Annotated in this window: 21 protein-coding genes, 3 tRNA genes and 2 pseudogenes; 5 read left to right on the forward strand and 21 right to left on the reverse strand. The window is 74.1% G+C overall.

Going from position 1 to position 24,218, the window contains the following annotated elements:
* Positions 1-52: 52 nt before the first annotated feature.
* The 3 genes and pseudogenes from OKX07_RS14490 to OKX07_RS14500 form a co-directional block, all read right to left on the reverse strand.
* Positions 53-1,348: an alpha/beta hydrolase gene (locus tag OKX07_RS14490; protein ID WP_265628775.1), complete on the reverse strand. Its 1,296-nt coding sequence runs from the start codon at positions 1,346-1,348 to the stop codon at positions 53-55.
* 699 nt (positions 1,349-2,047) lie between these two features.
* Positions 2,048-3,170: pseudogene (locus OKX07_RS14495) on the reverse strand (UDP-N-acetylmuramate dehydrogenase).
* Positions 3,171-3,200: 30 nt separating this feature from the next.
* Positions 3,201-4,496, reverse strand: a complete 1,296-nt coding sequence (locus OKX07_RS14500) for an MFS transporter (RefSeq protein ID WP_265628776.1) — start codon at positions 4,494-4,496, stop codon at positions 3,201-3,203.
* Between the two features lie 126 nt (positions 4,497-4,622).
* Between OKX07_RS14500 and OKX07_RS14505 the strand changes: the two genes are divergently transcribed.
* The gene (locus OKX07_RS14505; protein WP_265631932.1) at positions 4,623-5,684 is read left to right on the forward strand and encodes a LacI family DNA-binding transcriptional regulator; all 1,062 of its coding nucleotides are present in this window, start codon (positions 4,623-4,625) and stop codon (positions 5,682-5,684) included.
* 59 nt (positions 5,685-5,743) lie between these two features.
* Here OKX07_RS14505 and OKX07_RS14510 read toward each other — a convergent pair whose 3' ends face one another.
* The 5 genes from OKX07_RS14510 to OKX07_RS14530 form a co-directional block, all read right to left on the reverse strand.
* Positions 5,744-6,199, reverse strand: coding sequence for a MaoC/PaaZ C-terminal domain-containing protein (locus OKX07_RS14510; protein WP_416220790.1), 456 nt, complete (start codon positions 6,197-6,199; stop codon positions 5,744-5,746).
* Entirely contained in the window at positions 6,196-6,648 is a 453-nt protein-coding gene (locus tag OKX07_RS14515) for an FAS1-like dehydratase domain-containing protein (RefSeq protein WP_265628777.1), read from the reverse strand. Before OKX07_RS14515 ends, OKX07_RS14510 begins: the two co-directional genes overlap by 4 nt.
* Before the next feature lie 33 nt (positions 6,649-6,681).
* On the reverse strand, positions 6,682-6,852 hold the full coding sequence (rpmG, locus tag OKX07_RS14520) for a 50S ribosomal protein L33 (RefSeq protein WP_191782268.1): 171 nt from the start codon (positions 6,850-6,852) through the stop codon (positions 6,682-6,684).
* Positions 6,853-6,944: 92 nt separating this feature from the next.
* Positions 6,945-7,021 (reverse strand) — tRNA-Met (locus OKX07_RS14525).
* 55 nt (positions 7,022-7,076) lie between these two features.
* A tRNA-Thr gene (locus OKX07_RS14530) sits at positions 7,077-7,149 on the reverse strand.
* 148 nt (positions 7,150-7,297) lie between these two features.
* On the opposite strand from OKX07_RS14530, the gene OKX07_RS14535 reads away from it, so the two are divergent.
* A complete protein-coding gene (locus OKX07_RS14535) occupies positions 7,298-7,729 on the forward strand; it encodes a hypothetical protein (RefSeq protein ID WP_265628778.1) in 432 nt (143 codons plus the stop codon).
* A gap of 154 nt (positions 7,730-7,883) precedes the next feature.
* Here OKX07_RS14535 and OKX07_RS14540 read toward each other — a convergent pair.
* Positions 7,884-7,965: transfer RNA gene (locus tag OKX07_RS14540), tRNA-Tyr, on the reverse strand.
* 229 nt (positions 7,966-8,194) lie between these two features.
* Between OKX07_RS14540 and OKX07_RS14545 the strand changes: the two genes are divergently transcribed.
* Both OKX07_RS14545 and OKX07_RS14550 read left to right on the forward strand, forming a co-directional pair.
* On the forward strand, positions 8,195-8,692 hold the full coding sequence (locus OKX07_RS14545; RefSeq protein WP_265628779.1) for a YajQ family cyclic di-GMP-binding protein: 498 nt from the start codon (positions 8,195-8,197) through the stop codon (positions 8,690-8,692).
* Positions 8,693-8,770: 78 nt separating this feature from the next.
* Positions 8,771-9,802 (forward strand): endonuclease/exonuclease/phosphatase family protein, encoded by a 1,032-nt coding sequence (locus OKX07_RS14550; RefSeq protein WP_265628780.1) that lies wholly within the window; start codon positions 8,771-8,773, stop codon positions 9,800-9,802.
* A gap of 9 nt (positions 9,803-9,811) precedes the next feature.
* On the opposite strand, the gene htpX is transcribed toward OKX07_RS14550, so the two are convergent.
* Both htpX and OKX07_RS14560 read right to left on the reverse strand, forming a co-directional pair.
* Positions 9,812-10,681, reverse strand: a complete 870-nt coding sequence (htpX, locus tag OKX07_RS14555) for a zinc metalloprotease HtpX (RefSeq protein ID WP_265628781.1) — start codon at positions 10,679-10,681, stop codon at positions 9,812-9,814.
* A 183-nt stretch (positions 10,682-10,864) separates the two neighbouring features.
* A pseudogene (locus OKX07_RS14560) lies at positions 10,865-12,249 on the reverse strand (FAD-dependent oxidoreductase).
* Positions 12,250-12,806: 557 nt separating this feature from the next.
* Between OKX07_RS14560 and OKX07_RS14565 the strand changes: the two are divergent.
* On the forward strand, positions 12,807-13,400 hold the full coding sequence (locus OKX07_RS14565; protein ID WP_322746787.1) for an EamA family transporter: 594 nt from the start codon (positions 12,807-12,809) through the stop codon (positions 13,398-13,400).
* Between the two features lie 7 nt (positions 13,401-13,407).
* On the opposite strand, the gene OKX07_RS14570 is transcribed toward OKX07_RS14565, so the two are convergent.
* The 10 genes from OKX07_RS14570 to nuoI all read right to left on the reverse strand — a co-directional run bounded on the left by OKX07_RS14570 (position 13,408) and on the right by nuoI (position 24,159).
* The gene (locus OKX07_RS14570) at positions 13,408-13,788 is read right to left on the reverse strand and encodes an FHA domain-containing protein (protein WP_265628782.1); all 381 of its coding nucleotides are present in this window, start codon (positions 13,786-13,788) and stop codon (positions 13,408-13,410) included.
* Positions 13,724-14,941, reverse strand: a complete 1,218-nt coding sequence (locus OKX07_RS14575) for an RDD family protein (RefSeq protein WP_265628783.1) — start codon at positions 14,939-14,941, stop codon at positions 13,724-13,726. The genes OKX07_RS14570 and OKX07_RS14575 overlap by 65 nt, the downstream gene beginning before the upstream one ends.
* 70 nt (positions 14,942-15,011) lie before the next feature.
* Entirely contained in the window at positions 15,012-15,779 is a 768-nt protein-coding gene (locus OKX07_RS14580) for a PP2C family protein-serine/threonine phosphatase (protein WP_265628784.1), read from the reverse strand.
* A 13-nt stretch (positions 15,780-15,792) separates the two neighbouring features.
* Entirely contained in the window at positions 15,793-16,800 is a 1,008-nt protein-coding gene (locus OKX07_RS14585; RefSeq protein ID WP_265628785.1) for a polyprenyl synthetase family protein, read from the reverse strand.
* Positions 16,801-16,897: 97 nt separating this feature from the next.
* On the reverse strand, positions 16,898-18,637 hold the full coding sequence (gene nuoN, locus OKX07_RS14590) for an NADH-quinone oxidoreductase subunit NuoN (RefSeq protein WP_265628786.1): 1,740 nt from the start codon (positions 18,635-18,637) through the stop codon (positions 16,898-16,900).
* On the reverse strand, positions 18,634-20,190 hold the full coding sequence (locus tag OKX07_RS14595; protein WP_265628787.1) for an NADH-quinone oxidoreductase subunit M: 1,557 nt from the start codon (positions 20,188-20,190) through the stop codon (positions 18,634-18,636). The genes nuoN and OKX07_RS14595 overlap by 4 nt, the downstream gene beginning before the upstream one ends.
* A gap of 30 nt (positions 20,191-20,220) precedes the next feature.
* Complete coding sequence (gene nuoL / locus OKX07_RS14600; protein ID WP_265628788.1) at positions 20,221-22,206, reverse strand: NADH-quinone oxidoreductase subunit L; 1,986 nt, start codon at positions 22,204-22,206, stop codon at positions 20,221-20,223.
* Between the two features lie 11 nt (positions 22,207-22,217).
* Positions 22,218-22,517 (reverse strand): NADH-quinone oxidoreductase subunit NuoK, encoded by a 300-nt coding sequence (nuoK, locus tag OKX07_RS14605; protein ID WP_203671178.1) that lies wholly within the window; start codon positions 22,515-22,517, stop codon positions 22,218-22,220.
* Positions 22,514-23,476 (reverse strand): NADH-quinone oxidoreductase subunit J, encoded by a 963-nt coding sequence (locus tag OKX07_RS14610; protein ID WP_265631934.1) that lies wholly within the window; start codon positions 23,474-23,476, stop codon positions 22,514-22,516. Before OKX07_RS14610 ends, nuoK begins: the two co-directional genes overlap by 4 nt.
* The gene (nuoI, locus tag OKX07_RS14615; protein WP_265631935.1) at positions 23,476-24,159 is read right to left on the reverse strand and encodes an NADH-quinone oxidoreductase subunit NuoI; all 684 of its coding nucleotides are present in this window, start codon (positions 24,157-24,159) and stop codon (positions 23,476-23,478) included. Before nuoI ends, OKX07_RS14610 begins: the two co-directional genes overlap by 1 nt.
* Positions 24,160-24,218: the final 59 nt, after the last annotated feature.

Here is a 24,218-nt window from a genome sequence, read left to right on the forward strand (position 1 = left end):
TGGGGCCCGGCGCACCGCCGGGCCCCACCGCGTCAGCCTCCGAGCCGCGGCGTCACGACGCGCGCGGCGTCGCGCCCGGGACCGGCGGGACGACCGGCGGCAGCATGCGCGGGGTCTGCGCGGTGCGGGACTGCGGCTGCTCGACGAACGGCTGCGCGTCGCCGACGCACGTCGTTCCCTCCGCCGGGACCTCACCGGTCAGCAGGTACCGGCCCACGGTGTCGGTCGCGCAGGCGGACGTGCCGAACGCGACGTGGCCCCAGCTGTCCGACGACAGCAGCCGGCTGTTCGGCAGCTCCCTGGCCGCAGCCAGCGCGCCCTCGTACGGCGTGGCCGGGTCCCAGAGGTTGCCGACGACCAGGACGGGTGCGACGGTCCGCGCGTCGAACGGTCCGCGGTACACGTCCTCGTCCTGTGCGGTCCAGGAGCGCGTCGCGCACTGCGGCGACCCCCACGTCCACCGCGGCCCGAACCCGGGGGCGACGGCCTCCGAGGCCTGGGCGGCACCGATCCACGCCTCCCCGCGACGCGGCCCGCGCGCATCGGCGCACACGACACCGGAGAACGACTCGAACCCGTTCTCGTACGACGTGTCCCGGCCGAAGACCGCGGACAGGGCGAGGAACCGGCGCTCGGCCTCGGCCGCGACCTCGGGCGGCACGTCGAACAGGGCGAGGAGCTCGCGCGAGGCCTGCGCCCGCGACGGCGCGTTCTCGGGCGTGTCGGGCAGCTGGAGCTGGTGGACCGCCCAGACGACCACGTCGACCCGGGCCGCGCCGACGGGCGAGTAGAGCTCGCCGAGCACCACCGAGAGCACGTCCGGCCACGTCAGCACGCCGAGGAGGGTCCCGCTCTCGGGGTCGATCAGGGGCGCCGGGGCGGCGCGCAGACCGTCGGTCACCTGGGCCCAGACCGCACGCGGCGCCCCCAGCCCCGCCGTCCGGCAGACGTCGGGACCGGCCGCCTCGCACCGGTCGAGCACCTCCTGCATCGCGCGCCAACCGGCCGCGCCGGACCCGATCCGGTCCGTCACGGGGGTTCCCTCCGTGCGCCTGGTCCCCGCCCACGCCCACGGGTCGACCACGCCGTCGATCGCCAGGGCCCGGAACCGGTCCGGGAACAGGTTCGCGTACACCTGGCCCAGCACGCTGCCGTAGGAGAAGCCGAGGTAGCTGAGCCGCTCGTCACCGGCGGCGCGGCGCAGCACGTCCAGGTCCCGCGCCACCTCGGCCGTGGACATCGACGCGCTGAGCGGTGCACCCGTCGTCGAGCAGGCCCGGCCGAGCGCGTCCGCCGAGGTGAGGTACGCGGACGTCTCCTCCTCGGTCGTCGGGAAGGCGACGAACATCCCCCGAGCGCGTCCGACTGCGCCTGGGCGTCGGCGAAGCAGCGGATGCTCGCGGAGTAGCCCACGCCGCGGGGGTCGAAACCGACGACGTCGAACCGCGCCAGCACCTCCGGCGGGAGGAACGCGGGCGCGTCCGCCGCCATGTCGACCCCGGACCCGCCGGGACCGCCGGGGTTGAGGAAGAGCGTGCCGATCCGCGCCTGCGGGTCGGTCGCGGGGATCCGCAGCAGCGCGACCCGCGTCGTGCCGCGGCGCGGGTGGTCGTAGTCGAGCGGGAGGTCGACGGTGCCGCACTCGGCGGTGGTGCCGGCGGCCTCCGAGCAGTCCGCCCAGTGCGGGTCGGGCGTCGGGACGCGGTCGACCCGCGCCGCCTCGACGCGGCTCGTGCGGTCGTGGCCCCCGTGGCCGGGGTGCCCGGGGCCGCGCCCCTCGGCGCTCGCGCCGGTGGCGGTCAGCGTGGTGGCGGTCAGCGCCAGGCACGCCGCGACGGCGGTCGCGGCGACGGCATGACGGGACGGTCGTCTTCTCATGGGTGCACCCCCTGCACGTGCGCCCGCCGGGCTCGGTGCCCGACCGTCGACGCACCTCCACCCTGGCGGGCCGGGGGGCGCGGGGCATCGGTCGCAGGACGGCACCCGTGCCCGTCGCGCGGCCGATGCGCCCCGCGGGCGGCGAGGGGTAGCCTCGCGCGCCCGGCCGCTACAGGGTGGCGCCGACGAGGACCGGCTCCGCCTCGAGCACGACGCCGAAACGGTCGCGCACGCCGTCACGGACCGCGCGGGCCAGCTCCAGCAGGTCCTCGGCGCGCGCGTCGCCGCGGTTGGTCAACGCGAGCGTGTGCTTCGTCGACAGCGTCGCCGGGCCGGGCGCACCGTGACCCCGGCCGAAGCCCGCGTGCTCGATGAGCCACGCGGCGCTCGTCTTGGTGGCGCCGTCCGGCATCGGCCAGCGGGGGGCGTCGGCGGGCAGCGCGTCGGCCGCAGCCGCCGCGACCACCGGGTTGGTGAAGAACGAGCCCGCGCTCCACGTGTCGTGGTCGGCGGCGTCCAGCACCATGCCCTTGCGTCCGCGCAGCTGGAGCACCGCGGCCCGCACGTCCGCCAGCGGGGCGCGCTCCCCCACGGCGACGTCGAGCGTGCGCGCGAGCTCCGGGTAGGCCACGGGCGACGACAGCGAGCCCTCCTTGACCTGGAACGTCACGTCGAGGACGACGTAGCGGGGCGTCGGGCCCCACGGGGCCGCCGGGTCGGCCGGGTCCGGCCGCATCGAGCGCTTGAGCGTCGACGTGCGGTAGCCGAACCCGAGGGAGACGTACGGCAGCGTGCGCACCCGGCCGCCCCCGGTCCCACACCCGCACCTGCGCGACGGTCTGCGCGACCTCCTGCCCGTAGGCGCCGACGTTCTGCACGGGCGTCGCACCCGTCGAGCCCGGGATGCCGGACAGCGCCTCGACGCCGACGAGCTCGTGGGCCACCGCGTACGCGACGACGTCGTCCCACACGGTGCCCGCCGGCACCGTCAGCGTGACTCCGGCGCACGCGGACGCGTCGGGGACCGCCACGCCGCCGCGCACGTCGCGGACGACCACGCCGTCGAACCCCGCGTCCGCCGCGAGCACGTTCGACCCGCCTCCCAGCACGAGGAGCGGTTCGCCCGCGGCGTCGGCCGCACGCACGACCTCGACCAGCTCGTGCTCGGACGTCGCCTCGACGTACCGGCCGACGGGCCCGCCCACGCGCAGCGTCGTGAGGTCCGCGAGGGTGGGCGTGCCGGGGTGCGTCGGGACCGCCGGGTACGCCGGCTCGGGTGCCGGGCCGGACAGGGCGCAGGTGTCGAGCTCCACGCGTCCAGGCTAGTCCGCGGGGAGCGGTGCGCCCGCGGGGGCGCCCGTCCGCGGCAGGGGGCGCACGGCGGACATCACCAGCAGCCCCAGCACGACGGGCACGAGGATCGCCAGCAGCGCGTGCCGGTAGCCGACGTGCTCGGCGAGCAGGCCCAGCAGCGGCGGGCCGGCCAGGAACGCGGAGTAGCCGATGGTCGACACGACGGCGACGCGCGGCGCGGCGCGCAGCGGGTCGTCGGCCGCGGCGCTCATGCCGACGGGGAAGCCGAGCGCGGCGCCCATGCCCCAGGCAGCGACGCCGACGAGGGCGAGCCACAGCTGGTCGGCGAGGCCGAACACCAGCAACCCGACGGCCGCCAGACCGGCGCACAGGCGCAGCACCGCCACGCGGCCGTACCGGTCGAGCAGCGGGGTGCCGAAGAGCCGCATCGCGGTCATCGCGGTGACGAACAGCCCGAAGCCGATGGCACCGGTCGCGTGCCCCGTGCCGAAGCCGTCGACCACCGCCAGGCTCACCCAGTCGTTCGCGGCGCCCTCGGTGAGCGCGGCCGAGAGCACGACCAGGCCGATGAGCAGCGTCCGCGGCTCGAGCCAGGCGCCGAGCGCCGCGTGCGCGCCGCGACGTGCGGCGGACGGCGTGGCCGTGCGGTCGGCGTCGTGCCGGTCGGCGTCGTGCGGGTCGGCGTCGTGCGGCGCGCGGTGCGGCTCGGGCTCCGCGAGGAAGGATCGCACGGCCACCGCGACGGCGACGGACGACAGGGCGACCACCACGGGCAGGTGCACCTGCACGGGGACGTGCAGGGCGGCGGCGCCCGCGGCGACCCCGGCGGCGGCCATGGTGCCGAACGAGAATCCGGCGTGGAACCGCGGCATGATCGTGCGACCGAGCCGCTGCTCCACGACCGCGCCCTCGATGTTCATCGCGGCGTCCCACACGCCGGCGCCGATCCCGGCGAGCACCAGGCCCGCGCCGACCAGCACGACCTGGCCTGCAGCGACACCGAGCGCGGCGGACGCGAAGCCGAGCGCGTTGAGGATCGCGAAGCCGAGCACGGTCCGACGCGCGCCGAGCCGCTCGACGACCATGCCGGACAGCGGCAGCGAGAACAACGACCCGAAGGCGCCGATGAGCAGCAGCACGCCCATGCGCTCGGGGGTCAGGTCGAGCGCGTCCCGCACGGCCGGCAGCCGGGCCGCCCAGGAGGCGAAGTTCACGCCCGAGAGAAGGAAGACCGCGAACACGGCGGCCGAGGCGAGCCGGACCTCGCGCGCGCCTGGCGCGTGACGGACGTCCACGCTGCTCATGCTGCCTCATCTCGGGGTCGAATCGATTCGATATCTGCCGATGATTGTGCGGGTACGCTGGCGGCGACGTCAAACCGATCCGCGACGCCACCCCCCGCCCACGCCGCCGGCCCCGGAGGTACTGCCCTGTCCGCGCAGCGCACCACCCTCGCCGACGTCGCTGCGAGCGCAGGTGTGTCCGTGTCGACCGCGTCGCTCGCGTTCTCCGGCTCCGGACCCATCGCCGACGCCACCCGGACCCGGGTGCTGGACGCCGCCCGCGCGCTGAGCTACGCCGGTCCCAACCCGCTCGGGCGACAGCTGCGCCGCGGCCGGTCCGGCATCGTCGGCGTGATCATGGGCGACGCGCTGCGCCGCGCGTTCCGCGACCCGGTGGCCGTGCAGGTGCTCGACGGGCTCACCACGACGCTCGGCCCGCTCGGCCTGGGCGTCCTGCTGGTCCCCGGGCCCGACGACTCGACCCAGCCCGCCGTCGACCCGCTGCTCGGCACCGCCGCGATGGACGTCGCCGTGCAGATGTGGGGAGGCACCACCGACGACCCCGTCCTGGAGATGCTGCGGCGCCGCAACACCCCCGCGGTGCTCGTCGAGGGCACACCGCAGCCCGACGTCGCGGCGATCGGCATCGACGACCACGGCGGCATGACGGAGCTCACCCGGTACCTCCTCGACCTGGGCCACACCCGCATCGCGACCGTCACCCTGCCGTTCGACCGGGACCGGGGCGAGGGCGCCGCCGACCCGGCGCGCATCGCCGCCATCTCGTGGGAGATCACCCGGCGACGCCTGGCCGGCGTCACCGACGCCGGGGTGACGCCCACGGTCGTGTACGAGACCCCGGCGTCGCTGGTGGAGAACGGCGCCGCGGCGGGCCGGGTGCTGCTGCAGGGCGCCGACCGTCCCACGGCGATCGTGTGCCAGTCCGACCTGCTCGCGTCCGGCGTCGTGCTCGCCGCCCGCGAGCTGGGCCTGCGGGTGCCGCAGGACGTGTCCGTCGCCGGCTTCGACGGCCTGGACCTGCCGTGGCTCGCACCCGACGTCCTGACGACCGTCGCCCAGCCGCTCGCCGAGAAGGGCGCCGCCATCGGCGAGGCCGTCGCGGAGCTGCTCGCCGGCCGCATGCCGGAACCGCGGGTCCTGCCGGTGCAGCTGCGCGTGGGGACGACGACCGGCCCGCCGCACGCCTGAGCGCTCGGACCCGGCCCAACGTCGGCTCGGCCGAAGGTCGGCTCAGCCGAGGGTTCGGCTCAGCCGAGGCGGACGACCGCGTGCGCCTTGCCCAGCACGCGCGCACCCTCGACGCTCACCGTCAGGTCGATGCGCGCGGTCCGCGCGTCGGTGTCGAGCGCACCGACGACCGCGACGACGTCCACGGACGCCTCCCCGGGGTCGGGCACGGGGACGGGGCGCGTGAAGCGGGTCTGGTAGTCCACGACCGCGCCCGGGTCACCCGCCCAGTCGACGACGACCGCTGCGACCGCGCCCATCGTCCACATGCCGTGCGCGATGACGCCAGGCAGGCCCACCGACGTCGCGACGCGCTCGTTCCAGTGGATGGGGTTGAAGTCGCCGGACGCCCCGGCGTACCGCACCAGGCGTGCCCGGTCGACCGTGATCGTGCGGCGGGCGACCTCCTGGCCGACCGCGAGGTCCGCGAGCACGGGACGGTCGGCGAGCACCGGACGGTCGGCGGGGGCGCTCACGCGTCCTCCTCCGGCCGCACGGCGAGCATCGACAGGACCGTCGCGACGGGCGTGCCGTCCTCGTCCGCGATCTCGCACCGGGTCGTGACCATCGACAGCCCGGCACGCTGCGTGACCGCGTCGACGTGCAGCGCGGTGCGCAGGCGGTCACCGGCGTGGATGGGCCGGTGGTGCGTGAACCGCTCGTCGGCGTGCACGACACGGCTGAAGTCGATGCCGGCTGCCGGGTCCTGGACGTACTGCGCCTCGGTGCGCTGGGCGACGACGACGGCGAACGTCGGCGGCGCGACCACGTCGGGGTGGCCGAGCGCACGTGCCGCGTCGACGTCCGTGTGCGCGGGGTGCGTGGCACCCGTCGCCTCGGCGAACTCGCGCAGCTTCTCGCGGGAGACCACGTACACGTCGCCGGGCGGGTAGGCCCGCCCGGCGAAGGTGATGTCGACCGGCACGTCAGCGGGTCCGTCGGTGACGAGCTGACCGCGTCAGCGGGTCTCGCGGTGCACCGTGTGCTTGTTGTCCCGCGGGCAGTACTTCTTCATCTCGAGCCGGTCGGGGTTGTTCCGCCGGTTCTTCTTGGTGATGTAGTTCCGCTCCTTGCACTCCGTGCAGGCGAGTGTGATCTTCGGGCGGACGTCCGCGCTCTTGCTGGCCATGTCTGTGTCACCTCTCGCGCCCGCGGGGCTGCGTTCTTCTCCTGGCGCGCGCCGGCCGACGCGTGCTGCTGGGACGGATGTTTCGCCGGACGTGGTAGCGGGAGCGGGATTCGAACCCGCGACACCACGATTATGAGCCGTGTGCTCTAACCACCTGAGCTATCCCGCCACAGCGGTCGCCCGGGCCGATCGTCCGAGGACGACCGACCCGTGGCACACCACAGAGCCCCGAAAGGGAATCGAACCCTTGACCTTCTCCTTACCATGGAGACGCTCTGCCGACTGAGCTATCGGGGCAGCGCGGACCAGAGTACACGCGCTGCGGGGTGCCCGTGAAATCGTCTCCTGCGAGGGCTCCGACCGCCGGCCGTCGAGGCCCGGGCGCCCGCTCCCGAAGCGTTTCATCTCGTCGCGGTCCCCGACGCGCCGTGCCACGATCCGGCCCATGCGTCCCACCCCCCGTCACCGCGGCCGCGTCGCCGCCGCCGTCCTGCTGTCCGTCGCCGCCCTGCTCTCGACCGCCGCGTGCAGCGGCGGTGACGAGGGCGTCGACCCCTCCGCCGCCGACTGGCCCACCGCCGTCACCCCCGCCGACACCGACGGCGACTTCTGGGTCGTGTGGACCGCGATCGCCGAGACCGTCGACGACCCCGCGCTCGCCACCGAGATCGACCGCCTCGCCGAGCAGGGCTACGAGGTCGAGACCTGGTCCCCCGGCTGCCAGGACGGTGCGCAGGAGCAGCTCGGCGGCCTCACGGGCTACGCGGAGCCGGTCGGCGTCGGCGTCGCGTTCGCCTCGGAGGAGGACGCCGGCATCTTCGACACCCGCGACGAGGGCACCACGGTCTCGGTCACCACAGGCGCCTGGACCTGCTGACCGCTCCCCACCCCACCCACCTCCCGCGAGTGCGGGGAAACGGCTCGAGTGCGGGGGTCGTATCCCCCGCACTCGACGTGTTTCCCCCGCACTCGCGGGACGTGGGGGCGTGCAGAAGGGGGCGTCCTCCGTGGAGGACGCCCCCTTCGGTGCGTGGCGGGTGAGGGATTCGAACCCCCGTAGGCGTTGCCAGCTGATTTACAGTCAGCCCCCTTTGGCCACTCGGGTAACCCGCCAGGGGACGCGTGCCCGCGTCGTGCGCGTCGTCCCCGTCGTGACGACGGGAGCGGCGCGTCCGCGCGAGCGGCGTGCGGATGGAAGGATAGCAACTCCGAGAGGGGGCTCGTGCACACCGACCGGTCCGGCCGGTGACCGACCGCCCGCAGCACGCGGCACGCGGTCCCGCACACCCCTCGTCCGACGGACGCAGTCGCGACCCGGTCGGGTCGCCCCGGAGGGAGCAGCATGGCGAGCGAGTCGTCGTTCGACGTCGTCAGCAAGGTCGACCGTCAGGAGGTCGACAACGCCCTGAACCAGGCCGCGAAGGAGATCGCGCAGCGCTACGACTTCAAGGGCGTCGGTGCCTCCATCGCGTGGAGCGGCGAGAGCATCCTGATGGTCGCCAACTCCGCCGAGCGCGTGCTCGCGGTGCTCGACGTGTTCCAGACCAAGCTCATCCGGCGGGGCATCTCGCTGAAGTCGCTCGACACCGGTGAGAGCGAGCCCCAGCCGTCCGGCAAGGAGTACCGCCTCGCCGGCACGATCCAGGAGGGCCTGAGCAGCGAGATCGCCAAGAAGCTCGCCAAGATCGTGCGCGACGAGGCCCCCAAGGGCGTCAAGACGCAGATCCAGGGCGACGAGCTGCGGGTGACGGCCAAGAGCCGCGACGACCTGCAGGCCGTGATCGCGCTGCTCAAGGGCGCCGACGTGGACGCGGCCCTGCAGTTCGTCAACTACCGGTAGACGTATCGGCGCGGCGTCGTCCGCGCTCCTCACCGGTGCCGGCCCGCGACCGACGCGGCCGGCACCCGGGAGGGCGTCATGTCGTTGGACCGCTTCACCGTCGCGACCGTCAACCTGTACAACCTGCAGCTGCCGGGGCGCGCGATGAACCCCGGCCAGGAGCCGTGGACCGCGCGAGAGTACGCCCGCAAGATCGCCTGGCTCGCCGACCGCCTGCGCGACCTGCAGGCCGACGTCGTCGGCCTGCAGGAGCTGTGGCACCGCGACGCGCTCGTCGCGGCCCTGGAGCGCGCCCGCCTCGACGACGACTACGACGTGCTGGCCGACCAGGCGACGGGCGGCCGGATCACCTGTGCCGCGCTCGTGCGACGCGGCCTGCTGCACGGCACCCCGCACTGGGTGGACGACTTCCCGCCCGCGCTGCGGCTGCACGCGTCCGACACCCACGACCCGCAGGCACCCGACATCGACGTGCGGATCCGGCGGTTCTCGCGGCCGGTGCTGCGCTTCGCCGTGACGCCGCGCACGGACCGCCCGCCGGTGGAGGTGGCCGTGGTGCACCTGAAGTCCAAGGTGCCGACGCGGGTCGAGCGCGAGCCGTGGTTCCGGGCCGACCCCGACACGTTCCGCCCGCACGTCGAGGCGCTGGGCGCCGCCATCTCGACGATCCGCCGCACCGCGGAGGCCGCGGCCCTGCGCGTCCTGCTCACCGACGTCATGAAGCGCTCGGACACGCCCGTCGTCGTCCTCGGCGACGTCAACGACGGTCAGCACAGCAACACCGTCAACATCCTCACGGGCCAGCCGCGCTACCTCGTCGGCGACTCGCGCGGCGGCACCGACACAGGCCTGTACACCGCGCAGACCCTCCAGGAGTACCGCGACACCCGCGACGTGTACTACACGCACGTCCACGAGGACCTGCGGGAGTCGCTCGACCACGTGCTCGTCAGCGAGCAGCTCTACGACAACAGCCGGCGCCGCATGTGGCTCTTCGACGGGCTGACCATCACCAACGACCACCTCGCCACGCAGGACCACCGCGCCGACGGCTCGAACGACCACGGCCTGGTGCGTGTCGCCTTCCGGTGGGCGCCCGTCGCGGCCTGAGCCGGTGCGTCAGTAGCGCGTGATCCCGCCGCCGGCCATGGCCTCCAGGCGGGCGATCCGGTCCGGCATCGGCGGGTGGGTCGCGAAGAGACGACCCAGGCCGCCGCCGCGGAACGGGTTCGCGATCATGAGGTGCGAGACGTCGACGAGCTCGCGGTCCTGCGGCAGCGGCCGCGCCCGGGTCCCCGCCTCGAGCTTGCGCAGCGCGGAGGCCAGCGCGAGCGGGTCACCCGTCAGCCGGGCGCCGTCCTCGTCCGCGTCGTACTCCCGCGTCCGGGAGATCGCGAGCTGGACGAGCGTGGCGGCCACCGGCGCCAGGAACACCATGAGGAGGGCGGCGACCGGGTTGCCGCCCTCGCGACGGTCCCCACCGCCGAAGAACAGCGCGAGCTGGGCGAGCGAGGTGATGACGCCCGCGACCGCGGCGGCGACCGAGGACGTGAGGATGTCGCGGTTGTAGACGTGCATGAGCTCGTGCCCCAGGACGCCGCGCAGCTCGCGCTCGTCGAGGATCGCGAGGATGCCGTCGGTGCAGCACACCGCGGCGTTCTTCGGGTCACGGCCGGTCGCGAAGGCGTTCGGCGCCATGGTCGGGGACACGAACAGGCGCGGCATCGGCTGGCGCGCGGCGGTCGAGAGCTCGCGCACGATGCGGTACATCGTCGGCTGCTCGATCTCGCTGACGGGGCGCGCGCGCATCGCGCGGATGGCGATCTTGTCCGAGTTCCAGTAGCTGTAGGCGGTCATCGCCACGCCCAGCCCTGCGAACACCCAGAGGTACCGCGCACCGCCGATCAGCCACCCGACCCCGAGCAGCACCGCCCACATGGCGCCGAACAGCGCCGCCGTCTTCAACCCGTTGTAGTGCCGATGGCCCATCTGTTCCTCGTCCTCCCCGCGGACGACGAGGTGCCGCCCTCCGCACCGGGGTCAACGCCCGGCGCGGGGCACGCGTTCCCGGCGGCGGTGCGACGGCCGGGTGAGGGACGCGTGACGGACGCGGGGCCCCGGACGCCTCTGCCGTCCGGGGCCCCGCGGGTAGTGCTGTCCTGCGTGCTCTGCTCAGTCCTGCGGGAGCTCGCGTCCCAGCGAGATCGCGACCATGTGGTCACGCGGCACGAGCTTGACGCGCTCACGCCCGTGGGGCTCCCCAGCGACCGCTCGTACGCGTCGAGCACCTGCCACCCCGACCACTCGATGACGTCGGCGCCGCGCTGCACGAGGAAGTCGAGGACCGCCTGCGGCTCCCGCTCGGTGGCCGTGTAGAACTCCTGGCCGCGCTCGGCGACGTCCTCGCCGAGGTTCCGGATCGTCTCCGACGCGTCGGACTTGGTGTGACCGATGAGGCCGACCGGGCCGCGCTTGATCCACCCCGTCGCGTACACGCCGTCCAGGTGCCGGCCGTCGACGTCGATCACGCGGCCCTCCCGGTTGGGGATGACGCCCGCGACGTCGTCGAACGGGATGTCGACCAGCGGCGAGCCGAAGTAGCCGACCGCGCGGTAGACCGCCTGGACGGGCCAGTCGTGCGTCTGGCCGGTCCCCGTGGCGTTGCCGTCACCGTTGAGCACCGTGCGCTCGGTGCGCAGCCCGACGACCTTGCCGTCCTCGCCCAGCACCTCGACCGGCTTGTGCAGGAAGTGCAGGTGGATGCGGCGCGAGGCCGTCAGGTCCTCGGGCTCCTTGAGCGTCCAGTCGGTGAGGGTCTTGACGACCTGCTTGGTCTGGTTGCTCGAGTGGATGGCCGCCATCGAGCCCTCGTCGAACTCGAAGTCCTCCGGGTAGACGATCGTGTCGACGTCCGGCACGTGGCCGAGCTCACGCAGCTCGAGCGGCGAGAACTTGGCCTGGGCGGGTCCGCGGCGGGCGAAGACGTGCACGTCCGTGACCGGGCTGGCCTTGAGCAGGTCGTAGACGTTGGCGGGGACCTCGGTGGGCAGCAGGTCGTCCGCGTGCTTGGCCAGGATGCGGGCCACGTCGAGCGCGACGTTCCCGGCACCGAGCACGGCGACCTGCGTGGCCTCCAGCGGCCACGTGCGCGGCACGTCCGGGTGGCCGTCGTACCAGGACACGAAGTCCGCCGCGCCGTAGGAGCCGTCGAGGTCGATCCCGGGGATCGCGAGCGCCGCGTCCCGGATCGAGCCGGTGGAGAAGATCACCGCGTCGTAGAAGGTGCGAAGGTCGTCGAGCTTGAGGTCGGTGCCGTAGTCGACGTTGGCGAGCAGGCGGATGTCCCCGCGCTCGAGCACCTTGTGCAGCGCGACGATGATCTGCTTGATGCGCGGGTGGTCGGGTGCCACGCCGTACCGGACCAGGCCGAAGGGCGCCGGGAGCCGCTCGAACAGGTCGATGCTGACGTCGAGGTCGGTCTTCGACAGGATGTCGGCCGCGTAGATGCCGGCCGGACCGGCGCCGACGATCGCGACGCGCAGGGTCGGGGTGCTCACGGGACCTGGTTGCCTTCCGGTGGGGGAAGCCCTCGCGCGGCGGACGCCTGGCGGGGCGTCCTGCAGGGCCCCGCACCCGTGCGCCTCGCCGTCGGTGCGAGAGCAGTGCGACCCCGAGTCTAGGACGCGACCGCCCCGACCCTCGACGTCCACTCCACGATACGGACAGCCCACGATGTGGGACGGCGGGTGCCGTCCGGCGCGACGCCTACAGTCGCGGGGTGGATACCGCCGCTCGCCGGTCCCGCGCCGGCCTCGCCGCGGGGTCGGCGCCTACGCCCTGTGGGGCGCGCTGCCGCTGTACTTCCCGCTCCTCGCGCCCTCCGACCCGGTCGAGATCATCGCGCACCGCGTCGTGTGGTCCCTGCTGTTCTGCCTCGTGCTGCTGCTGGTCACCCGGACGTGGGGGGCATTCGTCGCGATCCTGCGTGACGTCCGGCTCCTGGCCACGCTCACGCTCGCGGCCGTCCTGCTCGCCGTGAACTGGCTCGTGTTCGTGCACGGCGTCCTGACCGGCCACGTCGTCGACGCGGCGCTCGGCTACTTCGTCAACCCCCGTGACGGTGGCGCTGGCCGTGCTCGTGCTCGGCGAGCGGCTGCGCACCGTGCAGTGGGTCGCGGTCGGCTGCGGCGCCGCGGCGGTCGTCGTGCTCACCGTCGCCTACGGCACCCTGCCGTGGATCGCGCTGGTCCTGGCAGGCAGCTTCGGCACCTACGGGCTCCTCAAGAGCCGCCTCGGGTCACGGGTCGGCGCACTGCCCGGCCTCGCCGCCGAGACGGCCGTCCTCGCACCCGCCGCCGTGCTCTACCTCGGGTGGCTGCACCTGACCGGCTCCGCGACGTTCGCGCCCGACTGGCACGGGCTCGCGCTCGTCGGGACCGGCGTGGTCACCGCGGTCCCGCTGCTGCTCTTCAACTCCGCGGCGCGTCGCCTGCCGCTGTCGACCGTGGGGCTCCTGCAGTACCTCACCCCCGTGCTGCACCTCGCCATCGGCGTGCTCGTCGCCGGCGAGGAGATGCCGCCCGCCCGGTGGTGGGGATTCGGGCTGGTGTGGCTCGCGCTCGTCGTGCTCACCGTCGACGGGCTCCGGCACTCCCGCAGGCCCGCGCCCGGGGCCGAGGGCCCGGTGCCGCCCCCCTCCGACGCCTGACGCGCCGTCAGTCGTCCTCGACGCGCGCCTCGCGGTCGCCCAGCCGCAACGACCAGCCCGCACGCACGACGGCCCGCGCCCCGGCCGGCAGCACCCGCGCGGCACCCGTCGGGTCGACGACGACCGTGCCGTTGGTCGACCCGCGGTCGGTCACCCAGATCGCGGCGTCCTGCGCCGTCGTCGCGCCCTGCGGCCCGAACTCGACGTGCACGCGCGACAGCGACCGCGCGGCGTCGCTCAGCACCACGACGTGCAGGATGTCCTCGCCGTCCTCGGCCCGCGGGCCACGCCCGACCAGCCCGCGTCCGACGACGCGCACGCGCTCACCGGTGTCGAAGTGCAGCGCCAGCGTGCCGGTGCGACGGCGCAACGACTCGGGGTCCCGCACGCGGGTGTGCTCGATCTCGGCCAGGTCCTCGTCCGACGCCGGCGCTGCGGCCGGGACCGCGGCACCACCCGGGCGGGCCGCCCGGCGGTCGGAGCGCGTCGCGTCGGGCGGAGGCGGCAGCAGGTCCGCCTCCGGGCGCCCCCGCGAGGCGCAGCACCGAGACCGGCAGGGGCGTCGGGGACGAGGTCCGGAGCGGGCGGCTCCACCACGGCCGCGACGGAGGCCGGCGGGGGCGGCAGCGCGACGCGCGACGCCTCCCCGGCGCGAACAGGCTGTCGTCGACCGGCGGCGCCGGCACGGGCGCCGTGACGGGTGCGCCGCCCGGCCCGCCCGGACCGGTCGACGGGGCCGACGGCGTCCACGGGCGCGCGCTGCCGCGCGGCCCGCTGGGCGCCGACGCCCGTCCTTGGCGCCCCGACGGCGGCTGGGCGGCGCCCGCCTGCACGACCGCCGTGCCCGACGCCTTGTCGTGCCAGCCGCGGCGACGCGGACCGGAGTCCCACGCGCCCGACGCGGCGACGACCCAGTTGCCGACGCCGCACCCGATCACGCCCAGGGCGACCAGCAGCTGCCGCAGGAACGCGCGCGGCACACCGGGCCACGCACCCGTGCGCTCGTCGACGGTGCGCAGACCCAGCAGGTACGCGCCGAGCGTCGCACCGCGCAGCCCCTCGGCGAGGACCTGCGCAACCCCGACGACCAGCCCGATCAGACCCGCCACGAGGGTCGCGTCGCCGCCGACCACCCCCGCAACGAGCAGACCGATGCCGGCGGCCGCGGCCGCGACGAGCACGTCGATCGCGTACGCCAGCACGCGGGTGCCGATCGGCGGCACGGCGGCCGCAGCCCGCGGGGGAGCCGCGCGCTGCGGGCGGGCGGCCGCGCGCACGTCGCGGGCAGCCGCGGCGGCGTCGAAGGCGGTGCTGCGCGCGGCGGGTGCCGCGGGCATCGGCCTGTCCGTCGCGGAGACGGCGAGGGTCGCGGCCGGGACGCCCGGCCGGACGACGGGGTCCGACGGCGGCGGCAGCGCCGACCCGGCGCCGGCCGGCTCGTCGACGTCCGGCCCGTCGTCCTCACCCGAGGTGGGACGCGCGATCAGCGGGACACGGGCCCCGCAGACGGAGCAGGACTCGGCGTCGGGGGCGAGCGGCATGCCGCACGATGCGCAGCGCGGAGCTGAGGCGCGGGTGCTCACGGGCGGTCCTCCGGGGTCGGGTGCGCGGTCATCGTGCCACGTCGGCGCGCCCGCCCGCGCCTGCGATCGGGGTGACGGCGACCGCGTCCACCACGACGACCGTCACGTTGTCCTGCGCACCCGCCGCCAGCGCCTCCCGGACCAGGCGGTCGGCCGCCGCGCGGGGGTGCCGCTCGGCGCGGAGCACCGCCTGGACGCGACCGTCGGGCAGCACGTCCGTCAGGCCGTCGGAGCACACGACCATCCGGTCCCCCACGCTCACGGGGAACATCCGCAGGTCGGGGTCGACCCACGACGCCCCGCCGCCGAGCACCCGCGTCACGACGTGCCGGCGGGGGTGCCGCGGTGCGTCCTCCACGGCCACCAGTCCCTGCTCCACCAGCTCGGCCACCTCGGAGTGGTCCCGGGTGAGCTGCTCGAGCATGCCCCCGACCATGCGGTACGTGCGCGAGTCGCCGACGTTGAGGACGAGCCAGCACGCCACGCCCGCGTGCTCGGTCACGACCACCCCCGTGAGCGTGGTCCCGGGGCGCCGCTCCCCCTCGACCGGCAGCTCGCGGACCCGCCGGTGCGCGTCCTGCACGACGCGCGTCACGTCCTCGAGCGAGGGGGCCACCCCGGCCAGGGTGCTGACGACGTCGACCGCGAGCCGCGACGCGACCTCGCCGGCCTCGTGCCCGCCCATGCCGTCGGCGACGACGAACAGCCCGTCCTGCGCCCACGCCGTGTCCTCGTTGGTCTCGCGCGCCGCCTGGTCCGTGGCGACGGCGGACCGGAGCCGAACGCCTGCGACCATCACCGCGCCCGGGTCACGAGGCCCGGTCGACCAGCGCGTCGGCGAACGCCACGAGGGCGTCCTTCACCGGGCCGGACGGCAGCGGGCCGAGCTCGGAGACGGCCTGCCGTGCGAGGTCCACGGCGCGCCGGCGCGTGAGCGCGACGACCTCGTGCTCGCGGAGCACCGCGACCGCGGCGGCCAGGTCGGCGTCGTCCGACAGGTCGGAGTCGAGCAGCGCGACGGCGGCGCGGTCGGTCGAGCCCACGGGCGTCGTCGCCGCACGGGAGCGCAGCAGCAGCGCGGGCAGCGTCGGGACGCCCTCGCGCAGGTCGGTGCCGGGCGTCTTGCCCAGCGTCGTCCCGTCGGAGGTGAGGTCGATGACGTCGTCGGCGAGCTGGAAGGCGACCCCGATGGTCTCGCCGAACTGGGTGACGGTGCGCACCTCGGCGGGTCGGCAGCCGGCCATCATGGCGCCGAACCGCGCCGAGGTCGCGATGAGCGACGCCGTCTTGTCGGACAGCACCTGCAGGTAGTGCGCGACGGGGTCCTCGTCGGGCCGCGGACCGACCGTCTCGTGCAGCTGGCCGAGGCACAGCCGCTCGAACGTCTGGGCCTGGATGCGCACGGCCTCCGGCCCCAGCCCGGAGACGATCGACGACGCCCGCGCGAACAGCAGGTCACCGGTGAGGATCGCCACCGAGTTGCCCCACACCTCGTGCGCGGAGGGTGCACCGCGGCGCAGCGGCGCGGAGTCCATGACGTCGTCGTGGTACAGCGTCGCGAGGTGCGTCAGCTCGACGACGGTGGCCGCGTCGACCACCTCGCGCCGGCCGCCGTCCCCGAGCTCGGCCGTCAGCAGGGTCAGGAGCGGGCGCAGCCGCTTGCCCCCCGCGTTGACCAGGTGGCTCGACGCGTCGTGCGCGATCGGGTCGGCGTACGTGACGGCGTCGCGCAGCAGCTCCTCGACGATCAGGAGCCGTCCCGTCAGTCGCTCGGCGAGCGCGGCGTCGTGGAGCGGGAGGGCGAGTGCGGTCGTCACGGGACGAACCTATCCGCACCGCGGCCGGACGACCGACCCGGGACCGGAGGATGTCCGGGTGATCCGGGTTCCTGCCCCGCCGCCGGCCGCGGGCAGGTCACGGCAGCAGCACCGCCACCGAGGCGATCGTGTCGAGCACCGCGGAGGGCGCGACGCCCAGGACGACCGTGAGGATGGCGCAGACGGCGACGGCGACCACCGTCAGGCCCTCGCCGGCCGCCACCGTCGTCGTCGTGGCGGGCCGCTCACCATCCGCGGCGAGGACCGCGGCCGGCGCGGACCCCGCAGCGGCGCCCGGCCCGACGGCGACCTCGGACAGGGCTGCCGGGGCTCGCTGCGGACCGCGGTCCGCACCGGTCGCGACGGCCGTGCCGTCGGCGTCGTCCGCGTCGTCCGTGTCGTGCGACTCGGTGAAGAACATCAGCACGATGATCCGGACGTAGAAGAACGCCGCGGCGGCCGACGCGAGCACGCCGACCAGCGCGAGCTGCCAGGCCCCGCCCTCGACCGCGGACGAGAACACCGCGAACTTGCCCACGAACCCCGCGGTGAGCGGGATCCCGGCGAAGGACAGCAGGAACAGCGTGAACGTGACGGCGACCACGGGGTGGCTCCGGCCCAGGCCGGCCCACTGCGACAGCCGCGTGGCCTCCCCCAGGACCACGGGCGCGCCGTCGTCGTCCGTCCCCTGCTCGCGCACGAGCGCGATGAGGCCGAACGCGCCGACGGTGGCCGCGCCGTAGGCCAGCAGGTAGAACAGCACGGCGGTGATGCCGGAGTCCTGCAGGGCGACGATGCCCGTCAGGACGAAGCCCGCGTGCGCGATCGAGGAGTACGCCAGCAGCCGCTTGACGTCGGTCTGGACCAGCGCCGCGACGGTCCCGACGACCATCGTGAGGATGGCGACGACCCACAGGACCACCTCGAGGTCCCAGGCCATGCCGGGCAGCATGCCGTAGACGACACGCAGCAGCGCACCGAACGCCGCGACCTTGGTGCACGCGGCCATGAAGCCCGTCACCGGGGTCGGCGCGCCCTGGTAGACGTCGGGCGTCCACATGTGGAACGGGACCGCGCCGACCTTGAAGAACAGCCCGGCGAGCAGCATCAGCGCACCCACGACGAGCAGACCCTCGAGCCCGTTGGGCGTCGCGGTCGCGGCCGCGATGTCGGCGTACCGCAACGAGCCGGAGTAGCCGTAGAGCAGCGCGATGCCGAACAGCATGATCGCCGAGACGAAGGCCCCGAGCAGGAAGTACTTCATCGACGCCTCCTGCGACAGCAGGCGACGGCGGCGTCCCATCCCGGACAGCAGGTACAGCGGCAGGGACAGGACCTCGAGCGCGACGAACAGCGTCAGCAGGTCGGTCGTGGCCGGGAACAGCATCATCCCGCCGGTGGCGAACAGCAGGAGCGGGTACACCTCGGTCTGACGCAGACCCTTGCGGCGGGCGAGCTCCTCGTAGTCCGAGCCCGGCACCGCGGCGGCGGCGGGCGCGAACGCGTCCTCGCCCCCGGCGACGCGGTCCGCGAAGACCAGCGTCGAGAGCAGCGCGAGCAGGGCGATCGTCGCCTGCAGCACGAGCGTGGGTCCGTCGACGACGAGGGAGCCGCCCAGCACGTCCGTCCCGCCCGTGCGCTCGACGTCGGACCAGAGAGCCGCGACGGCGAGCAGGGCACCGGCGAGCGCCGCCAGCGTCAGCACGAGCTGGACGAGACGACGACGCGCGGCGGGGACGAACGCCTCGACGACGACGCCGAGGACGGCCGCGACCAGCACGACCAGCACGGGGACCGTGGGCCCCCAGGCGATCTCGGGGGCGGTGAAGCCGCTCACTGGTCACTCCCTTCCGCACCGGCGGGGGTCGCGGTGGTGGTCGTGGGCTCGACGTCGTCGACGCCGAGCTGCGCGATGCTCTCCTGCGCCGGCGGCCGGACCAGGTCGAGGGCCGGGCCGGGGACGAACCCGAGGACGAGCATCAGCGCCACGAGCGGCCCGATCACCCACCGCTCGCGTGCCCCGACGTCGGCCATGTCCGCCAGCTCGTGGCGGACGGGCCCGGTGAACACCCGCTGGTAGAGCCACAGCACGTAGATCGCGGCGAGCACCACGCCCAGCGTCGCGACGATCGCCGCCGCCGGGTGGCGCGGGTACGTGCCGACGATGACGAGGAACTCGCTGACGAACGTCGACAGGCCCGGCAGGGACAGCGCCGACAGACCGACGACCAGGAACAGGCCGGCCAGCACGGGCACGACCTTCTGCAGGCCGCCGAAGTCGACGATCTGCTGCGACCCGCGCCGCGCCGCGAGGAACCCGACGAGCAGGAACAGCGCACCCGTCGAGAGCCCGTGGTTGACCATGTAGAACGACGAGCCGGCGATCGACGTCGACGTGAACGCGAAGATCCCCAGCACGATGAACCCGAAGTGCGACACCGAGGTGTACGCGACCAGCCGCATCATGTCCTTCTGGCCGATCGCGAGCAGCGCGCCGTACAGGATCGACACCACCGCGAGCACGATGATCACGGGCGCCGCCCAGCGCGAGGCCGCGGGGAACAGCGGCAGGCACAGCGTGAGCATGCCGAACGTGCCGACCTTGTCGAGCACGCCGACGAGCAGCGTCGACGTGCCGGCGGGGGCCTGCTGCGCCGCGTCGGGCAGCCACGTGTGCACCGGGAACATGGGGGCCTTGATGGCGAACGCCAGGAAGAACGACAGGAAGATCCACTTCTCGACCGTCGGGTCGAGGTCGACGCCCACGAGGTTCTCGATGAGGAAGCCCTCGGGGCCGCCCGGGCCCTGCAGGTACAGCGCGATGACGCCGACGAGCATGACGAGACCGCCGGCGAGCGAGTACAGCAGGAACTTCACCGCGGCGTAGCGCCGCTGGGCGCCGCCGAACGCGCCGATCATGAAGTACACGGGGATGAGCATCGCCTCGAAGACGACGTAGAACAGGAAGACGTCGCGGGCGGCGAACACGAGCACGATGAACGCCTCGAGCAGCAGCACGAGCGCCAGGTAGTGCCGCAGCCGGTCGGTCGGGCCGTCGGTCGAGCCCTGCTCGCGCCAGGCGGCCAGCACGACGAGCGGCACCAGGACCACGGACATGCCGATGAGCGCGAGGCCGACGCCGTCGACGCCGAGCGCCCACGACACCCCGAGCGCGGGGATCCACGGCACGGTCTCGACGAGCTGGTGCGTGGCCGCGTCGCCCGTGTCGAAGGCCGCGAAGGCCGCGACGGCGAGCACCACCTGCGCGAGGGCGAAGCCGAGCGCGACCGTGCGGGCACGCGCGCGCGCGCCGGCGGGCAGCAACCACAGCGCCGCGGCGCCGAGCAGCGGCAGCACCACCAGCGCGGTGAGCCAGGGGAAGTCAGACATCAGTTTCCAGGTCTCCTGTCGACTCTGCGATCAGCCGCGCGCGGCCAGGACGACGAACGCGAGCACGACCACGCCGATGACCATGACCGCGGCGTACGAGCGGGCGAACCCGTTCTGGGCGCGGCGCACGATGTCACCGACGGCGACGGTGGTGCGTCCCAGGCCGGTGACCGCACCGTCGACCACGGCCTTGTCGCCGTACACCAGCGACCGCGTGAGGTACTGCCCCGGTGCGACCAGGAGCGTGTCGTTGACCGCGTCCTGGTGCAGGTCCACGCGGGCGGCCCGCGTGAGCGCGGTCCCCAGCGGGGGCGTGACGGGCACGGTCGTGATCGCGTAGCGGCGCCACGCGAGGACGAGCCCGAGCGCGACGGCCGCCAGCGTGAGCCCGATGATCAGCGGCACCGCCAGCACCGGCTCCTCGTGCTCGGCGTGCCCGACGGACGGCTCGAGCCACTCGACGAACCCGACGCGCGACAGGATCAGGCCCAGGGCCACCGACCCACCCGCCAGGACGATCATCGGCCACGTCATGAGCGCCGGGGACTCGTGCGGGTGCTGGTCGGCGCCGCTCTTCGTCGCGCTCCAGCGCTTCTGCCCCTCGAACGTCATGAAGAACAGCCGCGACATGTAGAACGCGGTGATGCCCGCACCGATCAGGGCGACGCCGCCGAACACCCACGCCCGCCACGGCTGACCGTCGACCGGGACGAACGCGGCCTCGATGATCTTGTCCTTGCTGAAGAACCCGGCGAACGGCGGGATGCCGAGGATCGCGAGCCAGCCGGCCATGAACGTGAAGTACGTGATCTTCATGTACCGGCCCAGGCCGCCGAAGCGGCGCATGTCGACCTGGTCGTCCATGCCGTGCATGACGGACCCGGCGCCGAGGAACATGCCGGCCTTGAAGAAGCCGTGCGTCACCAGGTGGAAGATCGCGAACGCGTACCCGATCGGCCCGAGGCCTGCGGCCAGCACCATGTAGCCGATCTGCGACATCGTCGACGCCGCGAGGGCCTTCTTGATGTCGTCCTTGGCGCAGCCCACGATCGCACCGAACAGGAGCGTGACCGCGCCGACGATCGCGACGACGAGCTGCGCCGTCGGGGCCGCCGTGAAGACCGCACCGGACCGGATGATGAGGTAGACGCCCGCGGTGACCATCGTCGCCGCGTGGATGAGCGCCGACACCGGCGTGGGGCCGGCCATCGCGTCGCCCAGCCAGGACTGCAGCGGGAACTGCGCCGACTTGCCGCAGGCCGCGAGCAGCAGCGCCAGGCCGATCGCGGTGAGCGTGCCCTGCGACACGTCGCCGGACGCCGCACCGGTCTCGACGGTCGCGAAGTCCAGGCTGCCGAACGTCGCGAACAGCAGACCCATCGCGACGAGCAGCCCGACGTCGCCGACACGGTTGGCGACGAACGCCTTCTTGGCGGCCACCGCGTACGGCGTGTGGTGGTTCCAGAACCCGATGAGCAGGTACGACGCCAGACCGACGCCCTCCCAGCCGACGAACAGCAGCACGTACGAGTCCGCGAGGACCAGCAGCAGCATCGCCGCGACGAACAGGTTCAGGTACGCGAAGAACCGGCGGCGCGCGGCGTCGTGCTCCATGTACGCCACGGAGTAGACGTGGATGAGCGTGCCGACGAACGTCACGAGCATGACGAACGTGAGCGACAACGGGTCCACGCGCAGGCCGGCGTCAATGCTCAGCGCGCCGGCGTCCAGCCACGTCGCCAGGTGCACGTCGTGCACGCGCTGGCCCGCGGGCTGCCCGAGCACGGCCAGGAGCAGCACCACGCCGACGACGAACGCGCCGGCCGAGGCCAGGACGCCGAGCCAGTGGCCCCACCGGTCGGCACGCCGGCCGAGCAGCAGCAGGACCGCGGCCGACAGCAGGGGCAGCGCGACGAGCCAGACGGCGGCCTGCGCCCCGGCCCACTCGGGGGCGGCGACGACCGGGTCGACCGCCGGCAGCACGGCAGGGGCGGTCAGGGAGATCAGGGTGTGCACGTCGGAGCCCTTCAGCTCTTCAGCAGGTTGACGTCGTCGACCGACGCCGAGCGTCTGGTCCGGAAGATCGTGACGATGATCGCCAGGCCGACGACCACCTCGGCCGCCGCGACGACCATGACGAAGAACGCGAGCACCTGGCCGGAGAGGTTGCCGTGGATGCGCGAGAACGTCACGAGCAGCAGGTTGGTGGAGTTGAGCATGAGCTCGACGCCCATGAAGACGATGATCGCGTTGCGTCGCAGCAGCACGGTCGTCGCGCCGATCGCGAACAGGATCGCGGCCAGCACCAGGTAGTGGGTGAGGCTCACCGGCCGTCCTCCTCGTCGTGCGTCGGGGTGGTCGGCAGGTCCGCCGGGGCACCCGTCGCGCCCTCACGCTCGCGGACGGTCACCGCACCGTCGACGGGCCCGTCCTGCTCGCCCCGGTAGTCCTCGTCCGACGTGAACGTGCCCGCGCCGGAGGCCCAGCCGCCGGCGAGGACGCGGTCGATCCGCGCGGCGTACTCCCGCGCGTCCGCCTCCTGGCCGCGCACGCGCAGCACGCGCGGCACCGAGTTCTCCAGCGGCGTGCCGTCCGGTCCGAGCGCGGGGACGTCCATGGCGTTGTGCCGTGCGTACACGCCGGGGGCCGGCAGCGACACGGGGTGGCCGCCGGTCCGCAGCCTGCGCTCCGCCTGCTCGCGCTGCCCGACCTTCGGCACGAGCCGCTGGCGGTGCGTGAGGATGAGTGCGCCGAGCGCCGCGGTGACCAGCAGCGCGCCGACGACCTCCATCGCGAGCACGTGCTGCCCGAAGACGACCTCGGCGATCGCCTCGGGGTTCGACGGGGTGTTCGCCTCGACCAGCCCCGTCGGCGGCCCGTACGTCGCGCGCCCGACGACGCCGACCAGCACGACGGCCAGGCCGAGACCCGCGAGGACGCCGGTCCAGCGCTGCCCGCGGATCGTCTCGACGAGCGAGTCCGAGCGGTCGACCCCCACGAGCATGAGCACGAACAGGAAGAGCATCATCACGGCGCCGGTGTAGACGACCACCTGCACGACACCGAGGAACTCGGCGCCCTGCGCGACGTACATGAACGCCAACGAGATCATGACGAAGACGACCGCCAGCGACGCGTGCACCGCCTTGCGGGCGAAGAGCAGACCCAGCGCGGCGAGCACCATGAGCGGGCCGAGGGTCCAGAACAGGACGGCCTCGGCCGTGCTCGCACGGCCTGCCTCGTCCAGGGCGCCGGCGGCCGCCGGCAGCACGGTGTGCAGGGTGATCACCGGGCACCCCCCTGGCGGTGCGCGCCCGCCGTGATCTCGCGCTGCGCGAGCCGCGTCGCGCCGAGGTCGGGGACCGTCGCGCCCTTCGCGACGTTCTCCGGCAGCGTCGGGTCGTCGGGACGGTGCTCGGCGACCCACGCGACCTGATCGTCGGTGGTCCCGGTCACCTCGCCCCGGTAGTAGTCGGTGTCCGTGGACCCCTCGGGCATCGGGTGCGGGGCCGCGAGCTGGCCGGAGCGCAACGGTGCGAGCAGGTCCTGCTTCTCCCAGATCATGCCGGGCCGCGTGGGCCCCGCGAGCTCGTAGTCGTTGGTCATCGTGAGCGCGCGCGTCGGGCAGGCCTCGATGCACAGCCCGCAGAAGATGCAGCGCAGGTAGTTGATCTGGTAGACGCGGCCGTACCGCTCGCCCGGCGAGTACTGCGCGTCGGGGGTGTTGTTGTCACCCTCGACGTAGATCGCGTCCGCGGGGCACGCCCACGCGCACAGCTCGCAGCCGATGCACTTCTCGAGCCCGTCGGCGTACCGGTTGAGCTGGTGGCGCCCGTGGTACCGGGGCTTGGTCGGCACCTGCTCGCGCGGGTACTGCTCCGTCACCGTCGGCTTGAACATGTTGGCGAACGTCACGCCGAACCCCGCGACGGGCGCGAGCAGCTCGGCCAGGCCGGAGCGCGGCTCGATGAGCGAGCGGTAGCCCTCGACGGGACGGCCGACGTCGCCGGCGCGCGGGTGCGCTGCAC

The organism is Cellulomonas sp. S1-8 (assembly GCF_026184235.1).
In the GTDB taxonomy this organism is placed as follows: Bacteria; Actinomycetota; Actinomycetes; order Actinomycetales; family Cellulomonadaceae; genus Cellulomonas.

Bases quoted from the DNA above. Each gene is read 5' to 3' on its own strand.
- OKX07_RS14490 (WP_265628775.1), bottom strand. From the start codon at position 1,348: ATGTTCGTCGCCTTCCCGACGACCGAGGAGGAGACGTCCGCGTACCTC.
- htpX (WP_265628781.1), bottom strand. From the start codon at position 10,681: ATGGGCCATCGGCACTACAACGGGTTGAAGACGGCGGCGCTGTTCGGC.
- OKX07_RS14575 (WP_265628783.1), bottom strand. From the start codon at position 14,941: ATGCCGCTCGCCCCCGACGCCGAGTCCTGCTCCGTCTGCGGGGCCCGT.
- OKX07_RS14545 (WP_265628779.1), top strand. From the start codon at position 8,195: ATGGCGAGCGAGTCGTCGTTCGACGTCGTCAGCAAGGTCGACCGTCAG.
- OKX07_RS14500 (WP_265628776.1), bottom strand. From the start codon at position 4,496: ATGAGCAGCGTGGACGTCCGTCACGCGCCAGGCGCGCGCGAGGTCCGG.
- OKX07_RS14535 (WP_265628778.1), top strand. From the start codon at position 7,298: ATGCGTCCCACCCCCCGTCACCGCGGCCGCGTCGCCGCCGCCGTCCTG.
- OKX07_RS14595 (WP_265628787.1), bottom strand. From the start codon at position 20,190: ATGTCTGACTTCCCCTGGCTCACCGCGCTGGTGGTGCTGCCGCTGCTC.
- OKX07_RS14550 (WP_265628780.1), top strand. From the start codon at position 8,771: ATGTCGTTGGACCGCTTCACCGTCGCGACCGTCAACCTGTACAACCTG.
- OKX07_RS14580 (WP_265628784.1), bottom strand. From the start codon at position 15,779: ATGGTCGCAGGCGTTCGGCTCCGGTCCGCCGTCGCCACGGACCAGGCG.
- rpmG (WP_191782268.1), bottom strand. From the start codon at position 6,852: ATGGCCAGCAAGAGCGCGGACGTCCGCCCGAAGATCACACTCGCCTGC.